17 protein-coding genes are annotated in these 20,632 nt (G+C 36.4%); 9 read left to right on the top strand and 8 right to left on the bottom strand.

Annotated elements, in window-relative coordinates:
• Positions 1–2: 2 nt before the first annotated feature.
• From EQG63_RS08200 to pafA, 6 genes are all read left to right on the top strand, one after another.
• On the top strand, positions 3–4,745 hold the full coding sequence (locus tag EQG63_RS08200; RefSeq protein WP_129435869.1) for a T9SS type A sorting domain-containing protein: 4,743 nt from the start codon (positions 3–5) through the stop codon (positions 4,743–4,745).
• A 112-nt stretch (positions 4,746–4,857) separates the two neighbouring features.
• Positions 4,858–6,045 carry a tRNA 2-thiouridine(34) synthase MnmA gene (gene mnmA / locus EQG63_RS08195; protein WP_129435868.1) on the top strand — a complete coding sequence of 396 codons (1,188 nt, stop codon included), beginning with the start codon at positions 4,858–4,860 and terminating at the stop codon, positions 6,043–6,045.
• A gap of 50 nt (positions 6,046–6,095) precedes the next feature.
• On the top strand, positions 6,096–7,733 hold the full coding sequence (locus EQG63_RS08190; RefSeq protein ID WP_129435867.1) for a S8 family serine peptidase: 1,638 nt from the start codon (positions 6,096–6,098) through the stop codon (positions 7,731–7,733).
• Between the two features lie 24 nt (positions 7,734–7,757).
• Entirely contained in the window at positions 7,758–8,696 is a 939-nt protein-coding gene (locus EQG63_RS08185) for an NAD(P)H-dependent flavin oxidoreductase (RefSeq protein WP_129435866.1), read from the top strand.
• Positions 8,697–8,704: 8 nt separating this feature from the next.
• Positions 8,705–9,106 carry a hypothetical protein gene (locus EQG63_RS08180; RefSeq protein WP_129435865.1) on the top strand — a complete coding sequence of 134 codons (402 nt, stop codon included), beginning with the start codon at positions 8,705–8,707 and terminating at the stop codon, positions 9,104–9,106.
• A gap of 1 nt (position 9,107) precedes the next feature.
• Positions 9,108–10,751, top strand: a complete 1,644-nt coding sequence (pafA, locus tag EQG63_RS08175; protein ID WP_129435864.1) for an alkaline phosphatase PafA — start codon at positions 9,108–9,110, stop codon at positions 10,749–10,751.
• Positions 10,752–10,776: 25 nt separating this feature from the next.
• Here pafA and lysA read toward each other — a convergent pair whose 3' ends face one another.
• Positions 10,777–11,988, bottom strand: coding sequence for a diaminopimelate decarboxylase (gene lysA, locus EQG63_RS08170; protein ID WP_262707796.1), 1,212 nt, complete (start codon positions 11,986–11,988; stop codon positions 10,777–10,779).
• 214 nt (positions 11,989–12,202) lie between these two features.
• Here lysA and sucC point away from each other — a divergent pair, with 214 nt between their 5' ends.
• Positions 12,203–13,396, top strand: coding sequence for an ADP-forming succinate--CoA ligase subunit beta (gene sucC, locus EQG63_RS08165; protein WP_129435862.1), 1,194 nt, complete (start codon positions 12,203–12,205; stop codon positions 13,394–13,396).
• Between the two features lie 318 nt (positions 13,397–13,714).
• Entirely contained in the window at positions 13,715–14,059 is a 345-nt protein-coding gene (locus tag EQG63_RS08160; protein WP_129435861.1) for a hypothetical protein, read from the top strand.
• Positions 14,060–14,169: 110 nt separating this feature from the next.
• Here EQG63_RS08160 and EQG63_RS08155 read toward each other — a convergent pair whose 3' ends face one another.
• On the bottom strand, positions 14,170–14,610 hold the full coding sequence (locus EQG63_RS08155; protein ID WP_129435904.1) for a DUF1456 family protein: 441 nt from the start codon (positions 14,608–14,610) through the stop codon (positions 14,170–14,172).
• A gap of 90 nt (positions 14,611–14,700) precedes the next feature.
• Between EQG63_RS08155 and EQG63_RS08150 the strand changes: the two genes are divergently transcribed.
• Complete coding sequence (locus tag EQG63_RS08150) at positions 14,701–15,102, top strand: excinuclease ABC subunit B (RefSeq protein ID WP_129435860.1); 402 nt, start codon at positions 14,701–14,703, stop codon at positions 15,100–15,102.
• Here EQG63_RS08150 and uvrB read toward each other — a convergent pair.
• The 6 genes from uvrB to EQG63_RS08120 are packed head-to-tail and all read right to left on the bottom strand — an operon-like array spanning position 15,099 to position 20,602.
• Entirely contained in the window at positions 15,099–17,087 is a 1,989-nt protein-coding gene (uvrB, locus tag EQG63_RS08145) for an excinuclease ABC subunit UvrB (RefSeq protein WP_129435859.1), read from the bottom strand. The genes EQG63_RS08150 and uvrB overlap by 4 nt on opposite strands.
• A gap of 55 nt (positions 17,088–17,142) precedes the next feature.
• A complete protein-coding gene (locus EQG63_RS08140; protein ID WP_129435858.1) occupies positions 17,143–18,354 on the bottom strand; it encodes a DUF3570 domain-containing protein in 1,212 nt (403 codons plus the stop codon).
• A gap of 12 nt (positions 18,355–18,366) precedes the next feature.
• A complete protein-coding gene (locus EQG63_RS08135; RefSeq protein WP_129435857.1) occupies positions 18,367–18,573 on the bottom strand; it encodes a DUF4266 domain-containing protein in 207 nt (68 codons plus the stop codon).
• 11 nt (positions 18,574–18,584) lie between these two features.
• On the bottom strand, positions 18,585–19,505 hold the full coding sequence (locus tag EQG63_RS08130) for an FAD:protein FMN transferase (protein ID WP_317125548.1): 921 nt from the start codon (positions 19,503–19,505) through the stop codon (positions 18,585–18,587).
• Positions 19,505–19,936, bottom strand: coding sequence for a thioredoxin family protein (locus EQG63_RS08125; protein ID WP_129435855.1), 432 nt, complete (start codon positions 19,934–19,936; stop codon positions 19,505–19,507). The genes EQG63_RS08130 and EQG63_RS08125 overlap by 1 nt, the downstream gene beginning before the upstream one ends.
• A 3-nt stretch (positions 19,937–19,939) precedes the next feature.
• Positions 19,940–20,602: a thiamine diphosphokinase gene (locus EQG63_RS08120; protein WP_129435854.1), complete on the bottom strand. Its 663-nt coding sequence runs from the start codon at positions 20,600–20,602 to the stop codon at positions 19,940–19,942.
• Positions 20,603–20,632 lie beyond the last annotated feature (30 nt).

Raw genomic sequence — 20,632 nt, 5'->3', positions numbered from 1 at the left:
AAATGACTGAAAAACTTACTTATTTTAAAAGTATCAGATTACTTTTATTTTTTTTATTGCTAATTCCCACACTAGTAAATGCACAAGCAGATTGTTCAAGTGCGGTTATTGTTTGTGGTAACACACAATCATTTAATCCAAGTGGAGTTGGTACCAAATTAGAACAACTTGCTTGTGGAGGAATTGAACACAATAGTGTATGGGTTGCTTTTCAAGCTAAAGCGAATGGAAAACTCAACTTCGTTATTCGACCTTTTACCTTAGATGGTTTACCTAGTCTTTCCGACTTCGATTGGAGTTTATTTGCTTTACCGGGTGCACCAGGTGTTGCCAATTGCGACGCTAAAACTCAGTTAAGTTGTAATTTCTCTGGAACCGGTACTTTTTTTGGTATTCCAGGGGCAACAGGGATGGCTTCTCCCCCTTACACAGCAGCTCAATTTAATCCAGGTGTTGATGTAGTAAATGGAAATTGGTATGTTATTATTGTTGATCAGTTTAGTAACACTACACCCTTGTTATTTAGTATTCAATTTACTGATAATCCAGAAAGCCCTAATTTAAATTCTACGCCAGGAATTTTTGATAACAAACCAAACTTTGCAATTACTAATTCATCAGCTTGTGCTGGGACTTTTTCATTTACAAATAGTTCGGTTTCCACCTTTTTGCCTAATACTTATTTGTGGAATTTTGGAGACGGATCGACGTCAACAGCAGTAAGTCCAAACCATACCTATGTATCGCAAGGAACATATTATACGACTCTTACTACAACTGATGCAAACGGTTGCAAATCTGATATCAGAAAAAGAGTCGTTTTTAATGATTCTCCGCCGGTAATAAATACGGCCGGTATTTTTCTAACCCCTTCTTGTACCGATAGCAATGGAGGTACATTAACGGTAACAGAAATTGGAGCTACAACACCTGGAGTCTCCGGAGGAACTCCACCATATCTTTATCAACTAGTTTCTCCTTCTGCAATGGTTAGACCCCAACAAGCTTCCAATGTTTTTGTAGGTTTACAGCCTGGAGGATATACAGTAAAAGTTACCGATGCTTGTGGGAAAACAGCAACAGGTACTGTCACAGTTCCGCAAACAGGAACAAATACAACAATAGGTTTAGGAATTCAGAATATTCAATCTGCATGTAGTGGTTCACCAACCGGTACTGCAACAATATTTGCTAATGGTACTGTACCTCCTTATACAATGGCTCTTGTTAATAGTTCACCCGTTTTAGTGGCTGCACAACCGGCACTTTCAAGAGATCCAGTAACCGCAACGTATTATACAACATTTACGGGTTTATTGCCAGGAGTATATACTGTTGAAGCAACCGATGCTTGTGGTAAAAAAAGAAGAGCTACATTTACAGTAACTCCGAGTACATTACCAGTGGCTACAGCAATAGCCAGTGCATCTTGTGCTGGAACAGCGACAGGGACATTAAATGTTACAGCGACGGCAGCGACAGGTTTAAGTGGAGCCGGTTCCCCAGGAACTTATCAATATGCACTTATTGCTCCTTCGCCTATTGTGCGACCGTTTCAAAATAGTTCCGTTTTTGAAAATCTATTACCAGGTACTTATACTGTGGCAGTTAGAGATGCTTGTAATAATATAGGGACATCTACAGCTACAATAGCTTCAGCCACTGCGCCTACTTTTGGAACAGCATTTACAACTAATTCTTGTCCAAACGGAGCTACAGGAACGATAGAAGCGCAAATTGCAACAGTAGGTGGTGGGTCGCCTTTAAATTTTGAATTAATTGCACCTTCACCTGTAACAAGACCTATACAAACAAGTAATTTATTTGCAAACTTACCTCCTGGGGTATATACCGTAAGACTTACAGATGCTTGTGGAACACAAGTTACGAGTACTGTTACCGTTAATGCTGCATCTGCTCCTTCATTTACAACATCTACAACAGCTGGATGTGGAACTTCAGCTAATGGGACCATTACAGTCACTCCAAATGCTTCTAGTATTGGACCATTCACATTTGAATTAATTAGCCCAGGTGGGGCAATAAGACCAATTCAAGGTAGTAATGTGGCTAACTCGACAAGTACAGTATTTACTGGGCTTAATCAAGGGACTTATACGATAAGAATGTATGATGGTTGTGGAGTTCCAGTAACAAATGTGGCGACAGTATCAGCTCCCACAGCTTTAGCTTTCCCAGTTGGTTCATCAACTGTTCCATCTTGTTCGGCTGGTTCTACTGGACAAATTACAGTGGCGCAGCCAACTACAGGATCTGCTCCTTATATGTATGAGTTAATTGCTCCATCTCCAGTAATTGTTGGACCTCAATCTAGCCGTATATTTAATAATGTACCTACAGGTAACTATACAATAAGAGTGACTGATGCTTGTGGAACTCAAGTGACTATTGGTGCGCCATTAGCTTTAGCTGCAGCAACTGCACCAACTCTAAGCGTAACAAACACTTCAAGTTGTGCTGTGAGTACTGGAACAATTACATGTTTGGCAACTTCCGCAAATCAAGGTGGTGGTACCTATCTTTATTCTTTAATTGCGCCGTCTCCAGTGACAAGACCAAACCAGTCATCACCAATCTTTTCTGGATTGCCAGCGGGTGCTTATACAATTCAAATCACAGATCAGTGTGGAGTGACGGGTACAACAACATCAACAATTACAGCAGCAGGTGCATTTACACCAGCAGCAGGAGGGTCTGTAGTTTCTTGTAATGGTTTGAATTATAATGGACAAATTATTGTTACCTCACCACAAAATTTTACGCCTGGAGGACCAATTCCAATAGGAAGCGGGGGAGGACCTTATACTTTTGCATTGTATGATGCAACAAATACCGTTCAATTAGTAGCTCCTCAATCTAGCAATATATTTCCAACAGTTTCTCCAGTTGCAGGTTCGCCTACACATACAGTAAGGGTTACTGATGTTTGTGGAAATACTTCCACTGCTACAGTAACCATAAACAACCCAACGGTATTAACTGCTGCTGCAATTACGGCAACAACAGCCTCTTGTGCTAGTAGTAATACTGGAGTTATAAGAGTTACTACTGTGTCATCAGGTGGATTAGCACCATATTCCTACACATTAATTGATGCGGTCACTACAGCAGTAGTTGCGGGACCGCAAACGTCAATAGTTTTTAATGGTGTTCCAGCTAATGGAGTTAATGGATATCTAGTACGCACAACAGATGCTTGTGGTAATGTAATTAATAGTGCAGCACCATTGTTATTCCCTGCTGCTGTTGTACCTACAGCAACTACAACAACCTTACCGTCCTGTGCTGCAGGAGCTACCGGAAGAATTACAGTTTCTCCGAATACAGGAGCAACACTTGCAGGAGGTACATTTAGTTTTTCATTATATGATGCTGGAAATACTTTGCTAGTTGCTGGAACTCAATCTAGTCCAGTGTTCAATAATATAGCTCCTGGATCTTATACAGTAAGAATTACTGACCGTTGTGGTACAGTGGGTACGGTTGCTGTAACAGTTACAAGTACTGTAACAGCTCTAACAGCTGCCGGAACAGCAACAGGTTCGTGTACAAGTGGAAGTAACGGAGTGATTACAGGATCCTTTACAGGTGGGTCATTACCAGTTATGTACTCTTTGGTTAATCAGTCTACTATGACCGTTATTGCAGGACCTCAATCTAGTAATATTTTTACAGGGTTGGCTCCCGGGACTTATATAGTTAGAACTACCGATGCCTGTGGTACAAATGCAGATTCAAGTAATATTGTATTAGGTAATTTAACTACAAATCCAACAATTACAACAAGTTTGGCTATTGATTGTTCTGGATCAGCAATTATTGCAGGATTTGGAGCTGGAGGAGCTGGAGGTCCTTATACGTATGCTATATGTAATGGAGCAGGTTGTTCTTCATTCGGTGCTTACGGTGCTTCAAGTACTTTTACTGTCAATGCGAGTGGTACTTATAGAATCAGTGTTCAAGACAGATGTGGAAATCCAATTTCTTCATCCGATATTGTTGTTAATATTCCAACAAAAGCGGTTATCACAAATGTAAATCTAAATGTTGCTTGTGGTCCTACCACAGTTACTCCAGTATTGTCTAATGTGCCAAATACGCCATATTATAGTATTGATGGATCAAACTTTAGTCCAACTATCGGTGTGTTAAATCAAGGAACTCATACATTAATTGTTTCAAATTACAATGCAGGAACTTATGGATGTGCTAGTGACCCCTATGTGTTCAACATCAATTCTATAGCTCCTACAGGAGTTTCACCTCAATTGATACCTTCAACTGGAACACTTGCTGACATCGTTGTGACTGGAACCGGAATTATTTGGTATGCTACAGCTTCAGATGCAGCGAATGCGGTAAATCCGCTACCAATGTCGACTGTTGTAACTGATAACACAACATATTATGCAACTCAAACTATTGCAGGTTGTGCTAGTACTGCTAGTTTGGCTGTGTTTGTTGATACTTTCTTAAGTGCTAATGAATTCAATATGAATGCATTTACATATTCTCCAAATCCAACGGAAAATATTTTGAAATTGTCATATACGGATAAACTAACCAAAGTTGTGGTTTATAATATAATTGGTAAACAGATGTTTACTAAACTGTCTAATAACAACACAGTAGATTTAGATATGACTGAATTATCTGATGGTGTTTATTTTGTGAAAATTTTCGCAGGAGATGTTTCTAAGACAGTCAAAGTGATAAAAAAATAACAAAATTGTTTTAAATTTTTGTTAAAAGCCACCCTTTTGGGTGGCTTTTACTTTTGAGTTGAAATTGTAAGAATAAATATTTCTACCTTTGCACTCTTAAATTTAATTTATTATGAAACGAGTTGTTGTAGGTCTTTCTGGAGGTGTCGATTCAAGTGTTGCTGCTTATTTATTAAAGGAGCAAGGCTATGAAGTGATAGGCCTTTTTATGAAAAACTGGCACGACGATTCGGTTACTATCTCTAACGAATGTCCTTGGTTGGAAGATAGTAATGATGCACTTTTAGTCGCTCAAAAATTAGGAATTCCATTTCAAACAGTCGATTTAAGCGAACAATACAAAGAGAAAATTGTAGATTACATGTTTAGCGAGTATGAAAAAGGACGTACCCCTAATCCTGATGTATTGTGCAATCGCGAAATTAAGTTTGATGTATTCATGAAAATAGCCCTTTCTTTAGGTGCCGATTATGTGGCAACGGGCCATTATTGTCGTAAAGGAGAAATCGAAGTGGATGGAGACCCGATGTACCAGTTATTGGCTGGAATTGATGACAATAAAGATCAATCGTATTTTTTATGTCAACTTTCTCAAGAACAATTGAGTAAAGCGTTGTTTCCTATTGGTGAATTAACAAAACCTCAAGTTCGTGAAATTGCCGCTAAAATGGAATTGATTACTGCCGAAAAGAAAGATTCCCAAGGATTGTGTTTTATCGGTAAAGTTAGACTTCCGGAGTTTTTACAACAACAATTACAACCCAAAGAAGGTTTGATTTTTGAAGTAGACGCTACCAATGAAATTTACGATAAAAAAGAAATTCAATTCAATTCTGTTGAAGAACAATTGAAATTTGAATCTACAAACATTAAGTATACACCAGTAGTTGCCAAAGTTGTTGGGAAACATCAAGGGGCACACTATTTCACCATAGGTCAGCGAAAAGGATTGAATGTAGGGGGTACAAAAGAAGCATTATTCATTGTGGCTACCGATATAGAAACGAACTCTATTTACACAGGTCAAGGACATACCCATCCAGGTTTGTTTAAAAAAGCGTTGTTTGTTACTCAAGATGAAATTCATTGGATTAGAACTGATTTGGCTTTGAAAAATGGTGAAACAATGTCGGTAAAGGCACGTATTCGCTACCGACAAGAACTTCAAAATGCTACCTTGCATCAATTTGAAAACGGACTGTATGTTGCATTTGAACAACCACAATCGGCTATCACAGAAGGACAATTTGTGTCTTGGCACCTAAATGATGAGTTGATAGGTTCTGGGGTTATTTCTTAATTCGATTTTTTATTTTTTGTGTATATTTGAAAAACCAAATTACACACCAAATGAAAACTAAACTACTTATAATCTTATTATTTGTCTCGAATTGCTTTTTTGCACAAGAAGATGCTTGGGTTTATTTTAATGCAAAACCAAATTCTGCTGCTTTTTTTAGTGCTCCATTATCGGAACTTACGCAGCGTTCATTAACGAGAAGAACAACACAAAATATTGCATTAGATATCAAAGATGCACCAATTCACCAACCTTATGTTGATCAAGTAGAAGCCGCTACTGGAATTACGGTTTTGGCAAAGTCAAAATGGTTAAATATGGTGCATGTTCGTGGATCCCAAACTGATATTGCAGCATTATTAGGATTGTCGTTTGTGGATCATATCCAATATGCCAATCATTCATTAAATCCAGGTGGGAAAATGGCTCCTGTTTCGAATAAAATAGGTAAAATAAACAAATGGCTAGATACCAATAACACTCAAGTGAACTACAATTATGGTAATTCTGCAACGCAAGTGCAAATGTTGAATTGTCATATTTTACATCAAAATAATTACACTGGAAATGGGAAAGTAGTAGCAATTCTAGATGCTGGTTTTCCGGGAGTGAATACTGCGGCTCCTTTTGCAAGTTTACGAAATAGAGGACTTATTTTAGGGGGCTATGATTTTGTGAATAATTCGACTAGTTTTTATACAGGAAACTCACACGGAACGAATGTTTTATCGACCATGGGAGCAAATGCTACCAATTTAATAGGTACTGCACCAGATGCAGGCTACTATCTTTTTATAACTGAAGATGTAGCTAGCGAAACTCCGTTGGAATTATCCAATTGGGTAGAAGCAGCCGAAGAAGCAGATCGATTAGGAGTAGACGTTATTAATTCTTCTTTAGGTTATTTTGGATTTGATAATGCTGCCTATAGTTATACGCATGCTAAAATGAATGGACAAACATCGGTAGCTTCAAGAGCTGTTGATATTGCTTTTGATAAGGGGATGATATGTGTTATTTCTGCCGGAAACGAAGGTGGTTCTTCAGAACCCCATGTTGGAACTCCTGCGGATGCACAACGTGCAGTTACTATAGGTTCGGTAACAAGCACCGAAGTCAAATCAGGTTTTAGTTCTATTGGACCAACCGGTGATGGAAGAATGAAGCCCGATTTGATGGCCATGGGGTCTTCTTCAGTAATTTCAAACACTTCCGGAACAATAACAACAGCCAGTGGAACCTCTTTTTCTTCACCTATTCTAGCAGGAGCCATCACCTCATTTTGGTCGGCTTTTCCATCTAAAACCAATGCGGAAATTGTACAATTTGTTAAAGCTTCAGCTGATAGATATGCTGCTTCTATTGTAACAGCAAACAATAATTATGGTTATGGCATTCCAGATTTTCAATTAGCAATGAATACTGCACTATCAACCATTCAATTTGAATCCAATAAAACGGTAAAAATATATCCAAATCCTGTTGATTCTGAAATTACGATTTCAATTACAGATGATTTAATTGGCGCTTCATTTGAAATGTATAACCAATTAGGGCAAAATGTGCTTAAAACTAACATTTCTAATTCATTAGAGCATGTAAATGTGGCCAACTTAACGAACGGTGTGTATTTTTATTCGATTTCAAATACAAATAAATCGTTACAAGGTAAATTGATTAAAAACTAAAATATTCTGAATAATTCAGCGTAAATGAATAAAATAACATCTCTTTTTAAAATACAATATCCAATTATTCAAGGCGGAATGATTTGGAATTCAGGTTACAAATTAGCATCAGCAGTCAGTAATGCAGGTGGCTTAGGATTAATAGGCGCAGGCTCAATGTATCCTGATGTACTTCGGGAACACATTCAAAAATGTAAAAAAGCAACTGATAAGCCTTTTGGTGTAAATGTGCCGATGTTGTATCCGAACATTGAAGAGATTATGCAAATTATTGTGGAAGAAGGGGTGAAAATCGTTTTTACTTCGGCTGGAAATCCAAAAACATGGACTTCTTTTTTGAAGGATAATGGGATTACCGTTGTTCACGTGGTGAGTAGTTCTAAATTCGCCTTAAAAGCACAAGAAGCGGGTGTAGATGCTGTTGTGGCAGAAGGTTTTGAAGCTGGAGGACATAACGGAAGAGAAGAAACGACTACATTAACGTTAATTCCTATGGTTCGTGAAAATATCTCCATTCCTTTGATAGCCGCTGGTGGAATTGCTACTGGTCGCGGCATGTTAGCAGCCATGGTTTTAGGTGCTGATGGTGTACAAATGGGGTCTCGTTTTGCCGCTTCCACAGAAAGTTCAGCACACGATGATTTTAAGAAAACGATTGTCGAAACCGAAGAAGGAGGGACGCAATTAACCTTAAAAGAATTAGCTCCCGTTCGATTAATAAAGAATAAATTTTATAATGATGTTCAGGAATTGTACACCAAATGCCCAACGCCCGAAGAATTAAAAACATTATTGGGGCGCGCTCGTGCTAAACGAGGTATGTTTGAAGGCGATTTAGTAGAAGGCGAACTTGAAATAGGTCAAATTGCAGGACTTATTCATAATATACAACCTGTCGAAACCATTATTGAAGAAGTGATTTCAGAATTTAAAGAAGCGCAAAAAGAAGCTGTACACCTTTAAAATTAGTTATGAAGAAGATATATATAATAGTATTTGCCGTTTTTTTATTCGCCATAAATGCACAAGCACAAAGTTTTCGTTTTGAAGTTTCTGCTGTGAGTTTGAGTGTTAAACAAGGGGGGAATTGGAGTGCATTTACACCTTTTAAAGAAGCTAAAATTGTTGCTACATTTAATCCGGAAAAAAATACGATCGGAGTGTATTCGGAAATTCCTCAATATTTTAAAATTAAAAAATACTACGATAGAAAATCAGAAAATGGAAAAGACATTGATGGTTTTGATTGTATGGATAACAATGGAGAATTTTGTTTTATCGAAATTCATTCGCACCAAAAAGAAAACATGCACCAATTATACATCACGTATTCCGATAGAATAATGGTGTATAATATGAAATATAAAAAATAAAATGAAGAAGGTACTTTTTCTAGGGGTTCTACTAACAATGAGCGTAGTTTCAGCACAAAAGGCATCCAAGCCTGTTGTAGCTGTAGAAACTAAAATGCCAAAATTAGTAGTAGGAATTGTTGTCGATCAAATGAAGATGGAGTACTTGTACCGTTTTTCTGACGATTTTTCAGCTACAGGTTTCAAAAGATTAATGCAAGACGGCTATACATTTCATAACATGCATTATAATTATATGCCGACCTATACAGGTCCAGGGCATGCTTCGATCTACACAGGAACCACTCCGGCGGTACACGGAATTGTAGGTAACGAATGGTTCAATAAAGCCTCTGGGAAAGATGTGTATTGTACTGACGATGCTGGTGTAACAACTGTTGGAGGTGGCACAGAGAATGAAGGAAAAATGTCTCCAAAATTATTACAAGCTTCTACTATTACTGATGAATTGCGTTTGGCTACTAATTTTAAAGGGAAAGTAATTGGAATGAGCCTAAAAGATAGAGGGGCTATTTTGCCTGCTGGTCATTTTGCTAATTGGGCATTTTGGTACAGCAAAACGGGTGCTTTTATTTCAAGTACTTTTTACGGAAAAGCATTACCAGACTGGGTGATGCAGTACAATTATGAAAAGCATTATGAAAAGTATGTACTTCAAGGTTGGAAATTACTAAAACCAGCAGCAACTTATAATGAAAGTTTGCCTGATGATAATCCGTACGAAGGGACGTTGAATAAAAAACAGCCTTTTTTCCCGTATAATATGCTAGAAATGCTACAGGCTGGTGACCCAGGGATATTACGCACAAGTCCGTACGGAAACAGTTTATTGGCTGATTTTGCTATGAGAGCCATTGAAAAAGAGCAATTAGGAAAAGACGAAATTACCGATTTCTTAACCGTGAGTTTTTCTTCAACCGACTATGTGGGACATACATTCGGACCTCGTTCTATGGAATTACAAGATACTTATTTGCGATTAGATCAAACGTTATCGTCATTTTTAAACTATTTAGATACAAATGTTGGAAAAGGGAATTATTTGGTTTTCTTAACCGCCGATCATGCGGGTGCCGAAAATGTCACTCATTTAAAAGATAACAAATACGAAGTAGACAATGTTCGTGAAAAAAATATTGAACAATCCATAGCAGAATTTACAAAAACCTATTTTGGTGACGACTTACTATTGAATTATTCTAATTATAACGTTTTTCTAAACAAACAAAAAATAAAAGAGAAAGCTTTAGAATTGAATAAGGTTAAAGAGGCTGTTAAAGAATTTTTATACACTCAAAAGCAAGTGAAGAGAGTCTATGATGAAAATGAAATTATTGCAGGTTCCTTTGCTGATACTTATTTGAATTTTGTCTCTAAAGGCTACGACCCCACGCAAAATGGGGAATTAATTATTGTTGACAAACCGGCTTACATGCAATATGGTGCTACCGGTACCTCACATGGTTCTCCTTATAGTTATGATACCCATGTACCTTGTTTGTTTTACGGTTGGAACATCAAAAAAGGAGAAAGTTTTGATAAAAAAGAAATCACACAAATCGCTCCAACATTGGCGCAAAAACTCAAAATAACATTTCCAAACGGGACAGAAGCTAAAGTAATGACTGAGGTTCTAGTAAAATAAAAAAAAGCGCCTTTTGGCGCTTTTTTTATAATTCTATAGGTAGTTGATTGTTTAATAAATCCTCAAATACTTCGTGTTGGCGAATTAAATAAGCTTTTTCGTCTTTCCACAATACTTCCGCTGGTTTGTAGCGCGAGTTATAATTGGAAGACATCGAAAAGCAATAGGCACCTGCATTTCTAAATGCCAAAATATCACCTTCTTTTATTTCGGAAATCCTACGGTTGGTTGCAAAGGTGTCTGTTTCGCAAATATAACCTACCACCGAGTAAAAACGCTCTTTCCCTTTGGGATTCGAAATGTTTTCAATATAATGTTCTGATCCATAGAGCATCGGACGAATAAGATGGTTAAATCCCGAATCTATTCCAGCAAAAACCGTGGAAGTAGTTTGTTTGACCACATTCACTTTGGCTAAAAAATAACCTGCTTCACTCACCAAAAATTTACCTGGTTCAAAAACCAAAGTCAACTCTCGTCCGTATTCTTTTTCAAAAGCCAAAAAACGTTTGGTTAGTTTGCGACCCAATTCTTCGACATTGGTTTCAATATCTCCTTTTTTATAAGGCACTTTAAAACCGCTTCCAAAATCGATAAAATCAAGGGTCTTAAAATGTTTGGCCGTCTCGAATAAAATTTCGGAAGCATATAAAAACACCTCGATATCTAAAATATCCGAACCTGTGTGCATGTGAATACCGTTAATATGCATACCTGTATTTTCTACAATTCGTAAAATGTGAGGTAGTTGATGAATAGAAATTCCGAATTTGCTATCGATATGTCCGACCGAAATGTTAGAATTGCCTCCTGCCATGACATGCGGATTGATACGAATGCAAACTGGAGTGTGTGGATGTTTAGCGCCAAATTGTTCTAATATCGATAAATTGTCGATGTTAATTTGAACGCCCAGTGTTGCGACTTCTTCAATTTCACTCATCGAAACGCCATTCGGGGTATACATGATTTTATCTGGTGAAAATCCGGCATGCAGGCCTAATAAGACTTCTTGAATCGAAACCGTGTCCAATCCAGAATTCAGGTTTTTAAACAATTTTAAAATAGAAACGTTCGACAATGCTTTTACCGCATAATTAATCTGAAGTTTTTCTACTTTAGAAAAAGCTTGTGTTAAACGTTGGTATTGAGATTCAATTTTTGCAGCATCATACACATAGACTGGGCTGCCAAATTCGTTTGCGATTTTAAGTAATTGCGGTGCTTCCATTTTAATTTGATTTTTTGCAAAAGTATTTCTAAAGTTATGAAAAATAAAATAATTAAACAAATTGAATAAAAATAAAACAAAATGTTATATTTAAAACAATTAACGTTTTTGTTTTGAATTTCTATTTTAAAAAAGAAAGAGATTTGGGTATATATTGATTTAGAATTTATTATTTTTGTGCACCCAAACAAAGGGAACAAACAAGACAAAAACCTTTATTATGAATTTACACGAGTATCAAGGGAAACAAATATTAGCTAGTTATGGCGTGCGTGTGCAACGTGGTTATGTTGCCAATAATGCAGAAGAAGCAGTAGCAAAAGCAAAACAACTTACGTCAGAAACGGGAACGGGATGGCATGTAATTAAAGCACAAATTCACGCAGGTGGTCGTGGAAAAGGTGGTGGAGTGAAATTGGCTAAAAATTTAGACCAAGTTCATGAAATTGCAGGTCAAATCATCGGAATGGATTTGATTACACCTCAAACGCCGCCAGAAGGAAAAAGAGTGCACAAAGTTTTAGTAGCAGAAGATGTATATTACCCAGGAGAAAGTGAAACAAAAGAGTTTTACATGTCGGTTTTATTAAACCGTGGTGCAGGACGAAATATGATCATGTATTCTACTGAAGGTGGAATGGACATTGAGGAAGTAGCAGAACATACGCCACATTTAATTTTTCACGAAGAAATTGATCCAGCAGTTGGTTTACAAGGTTTCCAAGCGAGAAAAATTGCTTTCAACTTAGGTTTATCTGGTGAAGCATTCAAAGAAATGGTAAAATTCGTTGATGCTTTATACAAAGCATACATCGGTTCTGATTCTTCTATGTTTGAAATCAACCCTGTATTAAAAACATCGGATAATAAAATTATGGCAGTTGATGCTAAAGTATCGTTAGACGATAACGCATTATTCCGTCACGTTGATTTAGCTGAAATGCGCGACATTACTGAAGAGCGTGCAATTGAAGTAGAAGCAAAAGAAGCAGGATTAAACTATGTTGATCTTGACGGTACTGTTGGATGTATGGTGAATGGTGCAGGTTTAGCAATGGCTACTATGGATTTGATTAAATATGCAGGTTTTGAACCAGCAAACTTCCTTGACGTAGGAGGAACGGCTGATGCAAAACGTGTGGAAACGGCTTTCCGTATCATCTTGAAAGATCCAAACGTAAAAGCAATCTTGATTAACATCTTCGGAGGAATCGTACGTTGCGACCGTGTGGCTCAAGGTGTCGTTGATGCTTACAAAAACATGGGGGACGATATTAAAGTGCCTATCATTGTTCGTTTACAAGGAACCAATGCAGAAATTGCAAAAGAATTAATCGACAATTCTGGAATGCCAATTTTATCAGCAGTACAATTCCAAGAAGCAGCGGACCAAGTAAAAGCAGCTTTATCTTAATCGAAAATTAAGTTTTAGATATTTAAAAGCCTGAGCATTGCTCAGGCTTTTTGTTTACTAATGGTTAAGTTAATTTTAATCAAGAGCTAATGTTATAAAATTGTTTAAAATAGCAATTGCAGATATTTCTATTTTTTAACAGAATAATCAAGCTATTTTTCATTGCTAGGGAACAAATAGTAGCTAAGTTGTACTTTTTTCTTCAATGTTTCAAAACGCTTATTTAAGGTGTGTTATGTTTAGTTTAAGCTATTGATTTATGGTATTTTTTAAGTGTAGTTTGAAGTAATTTTGACCAGCAAACTTAAAACACACACAATGAAAAAAGCAATCAAAATTTCAGTTATTGTATTCTTAATGAGTACGAGTATGGTATTCGCGAATGGGTTTTCTCCGGTTGAAGATTTTCCTAGAGCCATGAAAGAAATCAACACCTATCTAAATCAATCAAGACAAGTCGAAGAAGATATTACGGATAATGGCAAAGCCGTAAAAGTAACTTTTACGATTACCTCGGAAAATGAAATTGTAGTTTTAGATATGAGAACTAAAAATGCAGAAATTAAATCCTATATTAAAAGTGCCTTAAACAATAAAGTATTAAATTCAGGTGATCTTATACCAGGGAGACATTATTCGTTTAAAGTGATGTTTAAAAATTAGAGACCACTAACGATAAGAAATGAAAAACCTGAGGGAACTCAGGTTTTTTGTTTTTTAATATTTTCTAACGCTATGTAGGTATATCAACCAGATATTTTTGCTTTCACTGGTTAGTCTTTTTTCTTTTTACCGTTTTTGAAGTTTATTTTTTCAACTACTTGAACTTTTGGAGCCGTTTTTTGAGCGCCAGTCTTTGGTTTAAAAGAGGATTTTGGCTTAAATTCTCCTTTAGGTTTATCTTTTGAAATGGGCTTGCTTGTTTTGTCTTCAGCAACTTTTTTGGTCACTTCTTTTGCATTCGCACTAATAACCTCTTTAGCATTTTTCGGATTTTCTTTGGTACCACGAAGATGAATGACTAATCCGTTAAGAAAATTGCGTAATATTTGGTCGCCACATTCCATGAATTTTGGGTGATCTTCCTGACGGAAAATATTTCCAATTTCGCCTTTTGAAATTCTAAAGTTTACTAATTCTAAAATTTCGACTATTTGATCATCACGAAGTTGAAGTGCAACGCGAAGTTTTTTAAATATTTCGTTATTGTTCATTGATGCTAAAAATTTCTTCAAAGATACATATTTTCGACAGTCGCTTTTTTGATTCCGAATTTTAATTTATTTTAGCCAAAAATCTTAAGAATGGATACAAGGGAAGAAAAGATTAGTTTGTTGTCGGAAATGATTGCTTTTGCAGTTATTGATGGGGAATTACACGATAGAGAATACGATTTTTTGCTAATGGTTTCGCAAGAATTAGATATTGATAAAACTACTTTTTTAGACCTGTTTTCTCATAGAAATGAGTTTTCGGTAATAAAAGACGAATTCCACAGGATTCTTCATTTTTATCGATTGGCCTTATTAATGCATTGCGATGGTGTTTTGCACGAAAGAGAAAAGAAAGCCATTAATGAAATAGGCATCAATATGGGATTGAATCCCTATGCAACCAAAAGAGTTTTAAAATTAATGCAAGAAGCACCCGACCAAATGGTAGATGCCGAAGTATTATTAAGTTCGTTTCAGGAACAATTGAATTAAATTCTCTCCTGTAACATTTTTATTTCATCTCTTAATTTTGCAGCTTGCATAAAATCCAATTCCTTGGCAGCTTTTTCCATGGCTTTGCGTTTGTCGCGAATTTTCTTTTCGATTTCAGGTTTGCTTAAGTATTCACTTTCGGGTTCGGCAGCTTTTAAAGCTTGATTTTCGAAGTATTGTGTAGAAACGGAATTCTTATTTAAGACATTTCCCAAACTTTTATTCAAGGCCTTTGGAGACAAATTATTAGCAGTGTTGTAATTGATTTGTTTTTCTCGACGATAATTGGTTTCATCGATGGTGCGTTGCATACTGTTGGTGATTTTATCTGCATACATTATGGCTTTTCCATTCACATTACGAGCAGCACGACCTACCGTTTGAGTCAAAGAACGATGACTTCGTAAGAAACCCTCTTTGTCTGCATCTAAAATGGCAACTAATGAAACTTCCGGTAAATCCAAGCCTTCACGCAATAAGTTCACACCAATCAACACATCAAAAAGTCCTTTTCGTAAATCTTGCATGATTTCCACACGTTCCAAGGTATCCACATCACTATGAATATAGCGACAACGAATGGACACTTTGGTTAAATATTTGGTCAATTCTTCCGCCATACGTTTGGTTAAAGTGGTAACCAAAACACGTTCGTCCACTTCACATCGTTGTTGAATTTCTTCGATTAAATCGTCAATTTGATTCAAACTCGGACGAATTTCAATAATCGGGTCCAATAAGCCTGTTGGACGAATGACTTGTTCTACATAGATGCCTTCCGATTTCTGTAATTCATAATCGGCAGGAGTTGCTGAAACATATAAGACTTGATTCTGTAAGGCTTCAAATTCTTCAAATTTCAACGGACGATTGTCCATCGCTGCTGGCAATCGGAAACCATATTCTACCAGATTTTCTTTTCTGCTTCGGTCTCCACCATACATGGCATGTACTTGTGAAATGGTTACATGACTTTCATCCACTACCATTAAATAATCATCGGGGAAATAATCCAACAAACAGAAAGGACGCGTACCCGCCTCACGACCATCTAGGTAGCGTGAATAATTCTCAATTCCGGAGCAATAACCCAATTCACGAATCATTTCTAAGTCGAAATTTGTACGTTCTTCCAGTCGTTTGGCTTCCAAATGTTTGCCTATTTCTTTGAAATAATCCACTTGTTTTACCAAATCTTGTTGAATGGCCCAGATGGCATTTTGAAGTACATCGGGAGAAGTCACAAACATGTTGGCTGGATAGATATTTAGTTTGTCGTATTTCTCTAAAACTTGAGAAGATTTGGCATCAAATGCTTCAATTTCTTCAATATCATCGCCAAAAAAGTGAATTCGGAACGGTTCATCCGCATAACTAGGGAAAACTTCTAAAGTATCTCCTTTAATTCGAAAAGTACCTGGAGTGAATTCTCCTTCTGTTCTAGCATACAAACTTTGTACCAATCGATGCAATAGTTTGGTACGAGCAATGACTTGATTTTTTTCGATCGAAACCACATTTTTTTGGAATTCCACAGGATTTCCGATACCATACAAACAGGAAACAGAAGAAACTACAATTATATCTCTTCGCCCAGAAAGAAGGGCAGAAGTTGTGCTTAAACGTAATTTTTCTAATTCTTCATTGATCGATAAATCCTTTTCGATATACGTTCCAGTAACAGGAATAAAAGCTTCCGGTTGGTAATAGTCGTAATACGATACGAAATATTGTACCGAATTATTTGGAAAAAATTGCTTGAACTCGGAATAAAGTTGAGCGGCCAAGGTTTTATTATGAGCTAGCACTAAGGTTGGCTTTTGCACTTCTTGAACCACGTTGGCAACAGTAAATGTCTTCCCAGAACCAGTTACTCCTAATAGCGTTTGGTATTTTTCTCCATTAAGAATGCCTTTGGCTAATTTTTCAATTGCTTGAGGTTGGTCACCCATAGGGCTGTAATCGGATACGACTTGGAATTTCATTGAAGAAGGATGTTTCTATGTTGTAAATATACAAAGTAAAAACATCCTTACCAATTTACTTGAATTTCATGGCCAATGTTAAGATATGTGAATTCAAACCAGTGTCTCTGGTGTAATATCCGTATCGAAGTTCTAAGCTATTTATTCGTTTCATATTGAAAATTCCTTTGTCGGCATCGGTCATTTTATAACTTAAACCCAGCATATTACTGTTGAATTTTGACAAGTCATAATCGCTAGTATACAATTCATCCAAAGCAGTATGTTGCTGATAGGGTTTAAAATACTTCGCTGCTGATTGTACATAAAATCGGTAGGGAATGGATATCGAAGAAAATGCCGATATTTTAAAACTAGGTTCTAAACTAAGCGTGTGCGAATTAATTCCCCAATCATCCCAATAATAACGATAGAAACTTCTCAATACAATATGATCCCCTAAGAAATAATTGGCTCTGATTCCAAACGGAATTTTTGTTCGCGTATCGGGTAATTTTTCCGATTTTACAGTCGTTAAGTCGTTCAAATAGACACGATTAAACTTGGTAGCTAATAATCCTTGTTGGTAGCCTAAATCCAGTAAAAAAGCCATCTGAAACTCTTTTGTCATCACTTGACTTAATGAAAAGCCTAAATTATAAGAAGTTCTGGGTTTACTATCCAAATGTCTGGCTTCATTATCCGAAGGAGCATTCCTCAATTCAACGGGTAAAATGACTTTCCAGGTATCGAAAAATGCCATTCCTTTGACCGAAAATTCTCGATTTTTATCTTTTGAAGATTTAGCAAAACCGGCACTAGCTCCAATTGAAAAATAATCAAACTCAGCTGAACCCGACAAACCAGCACTTATGATATAGTTTTTTTCTTCATTTTGAAAACTGTAGTTTAAGGCAGGATACACACGAACATCTTGATACGATGCTGAGGTAACCGTACTCGGATCAATTTTATCGGAAGAAGCAGAAGTATAAGAATCAACACCTACTTCCAATCCAAAATTATGTTTGTGATTGTTTTTATCGTATTTAGAAACTTTAATATCGAAAGTTGTAGCAATATCCGTTAGTTTTTCGGTTCCGATACCACCGGTTACTGCCGAATTGTTTCCTGTTTGGGTATAATAACTCGAGATGAAATTTACTTCTTCAATTTTAAGTTTTTGTTTTTTGTAAGCCGAACTGTCTTGTGAGATGTTTTCTTGTGCTTTGGTGTTATTTCCAAATAAAAAGGCTAATAACGAGGCTGTAATAATTCTTTTTTTCATGATAGTATTCTATTAGTTACAGCCACAACCACCACCTGTTTTGCCACCATTGGCTCCAGAACTGGCTTCGCGATAGAGTTGAAATGTGTTTTCGAATTTTTCAGAACTTTTTGCCCCTAGTGCCATTTCCGAATCGTTTATTTTGGATTTTTGATATTCTTTTACAGAAGTGCAACTGGCTCCTAGAAAAAGAAGTAAACATAAGATTGGTAGTTTCATTGCAATTTGGGTTAGGTTAAATTTATGTTTTTCGAAAAATATTTATTGTCGGCATCATCAATGATAATACAACCAATATGTTTTAATTGATTGATAAAATCCAAGCCCACTTCAATACCCATTACGGTGACTGGAGTGGCTAACGCATCGGCAATTTCAGCATTTTCGGCAATAATGGTTACACTTTTAATACCAGAAACAGGATAACCGGTTTTGGGATCTATCGTGTGGGAATATTTTTTATTGTTAATCATTACAAACTTTTCGTAGTTACCTGAAGTGGCTACTGCCGTATTTGTGATTTTAAAGGTAGAAAAAATATCGTTACGCAAATTTGGGTTGGCAATGCCAATAGTCCAGGCTTCTCCGTTTTCTTGATAACCCCAAGCGGATAAATCGCCAGAAGCATTTACAATACCACTTTTAACACCATTTTCTTGTAGTTTTCTTTTGGCCATTTCAGCGGCATAACCTTTGCCTATACCGCCAAAACCAATGCGCATTCCTTTGTTTTTTAGAAATACAGTTCTTTTTTGTTCGTCTAAAACAATGTTTTGATAATTGATAAGGGCTACAGATTTTTTTGCTAATTCAGGATCAGGTAGGGTAGTCATTTTTAAATCGAAATTCCAGAATTTTTTATCAATGCCACCATAACTAATATCAAAAGCTCCTTGTGTGATTTTAGATAACATTTGGCAACGTTGAACTAAGGCAAAAACTTCTTCAGTTACTGTTACAGGTTGTATTCCTGCGTTTTCGTTTATTTGGTGCGTAATACTTTCGGTAGAAAAAGTAGTTAGTAATTTTTCTATTCTTTTTATTTCTTCAATAGCCAAATCAATTTTTTCGGCACACCAATTTTCATTTTCACCGATAACGGTAAATTCGAAACGGTTTCCCATCAATTTGTCTACTTTTTTTAAAAGCATTAGGATTTTAATTTAGCAATAAACTCCTCTAGCGTTTCCGATGGCAAATGATCCCATTTTTTGATAATTTTTCCATCCGTATCTAACAACAAAATGAGTGGAAATATTCCAGTATTGTTGTATTTTTCAGCTAATGCTTCGTTTTCTTGAGTGATTTCTTTTGTGAGCTGATTTTTTTTCAATCTGGGAAAATCGGCATTGTACGTAACCAAATTTTCGCTTGAAAAAGCGATGAAAGGATCCGTCAAGATGTATTGTTTTTTAAATTTTACACAAGGAGCACACCAATCAGAACCCGAAAAGTAAAGCAATACTTTTTTATTTTCGGTTTTTGCTTTTTCAATGGATTGATTAAACGTTTGATGTAAGCTTTCTTGTGCCGAAGCGTGTGAGGCAAATAAAATTGCAATGATGTAAATGATTTTTCTCATAATTTAATCCAAACATTCCATTAATAAAAGGTTTCCATTTTCATGGGTAACAATAACCATTCCATCTTCTGCAACATGATTACTACTTCCCGTTCTGAAACCTAGAGTTAAAGTATCATTTTTAAGTGGATAAAACAAATTTTCGGAATGAATTCCTGTTACATCTCCTATTGGAATTAACGAAATGATACTGTCTTTAGTGTACCATTTTTCGAATTTAGGGGGCAATAAAAATATTTTGGAATGATCATCAATGATGACAATTTTCAATTGGTCTTTAAACCGAACAATATTGGTGATGTTGGTTATGGTATGATCGGCACGTTTTCCGGTTGCCCAAATGACATTAACAGCTTTGTGTCCTTTAGTAATTAGATAATCAAATGCTTTTTCTAAATCGGTTTTATTTTGATCGGGAGCATATACAATCTCAAGTGGATATTGTTTTTCACGATAATATTCTGGGTCAAAGCCACGGTCGAAATCGCCCAACAAAACATCAATTTTGATTCCCAACTCTAAAACACGTTCAATTGCAGAATCCAGCACAATGACAAAAGGAGACCATTCTAGTAATTGCCCTAATAATTCCTGCGAACATTCGGCGCCATTAGCAATGATTAAAGCGGGTTCTTGGTCGTCTTTGACGATGTGATGGGAAGACATTTACAAATGTGTAAGTTAAAAGCAATATTT

Source organism: Flavobacterium amnicola, from assembly GCF_004122165.1.
Taxonomy (GTDB): Bacteria; Bacteroidota; Bacteroidia; order Flavobacteriales; family Flavobacteriaceae; genus Flavobacterium; species Flavobacterium amnicola.
This window is presented reverse-complemented; position numbering and strand designations above follow the sequence as displayed.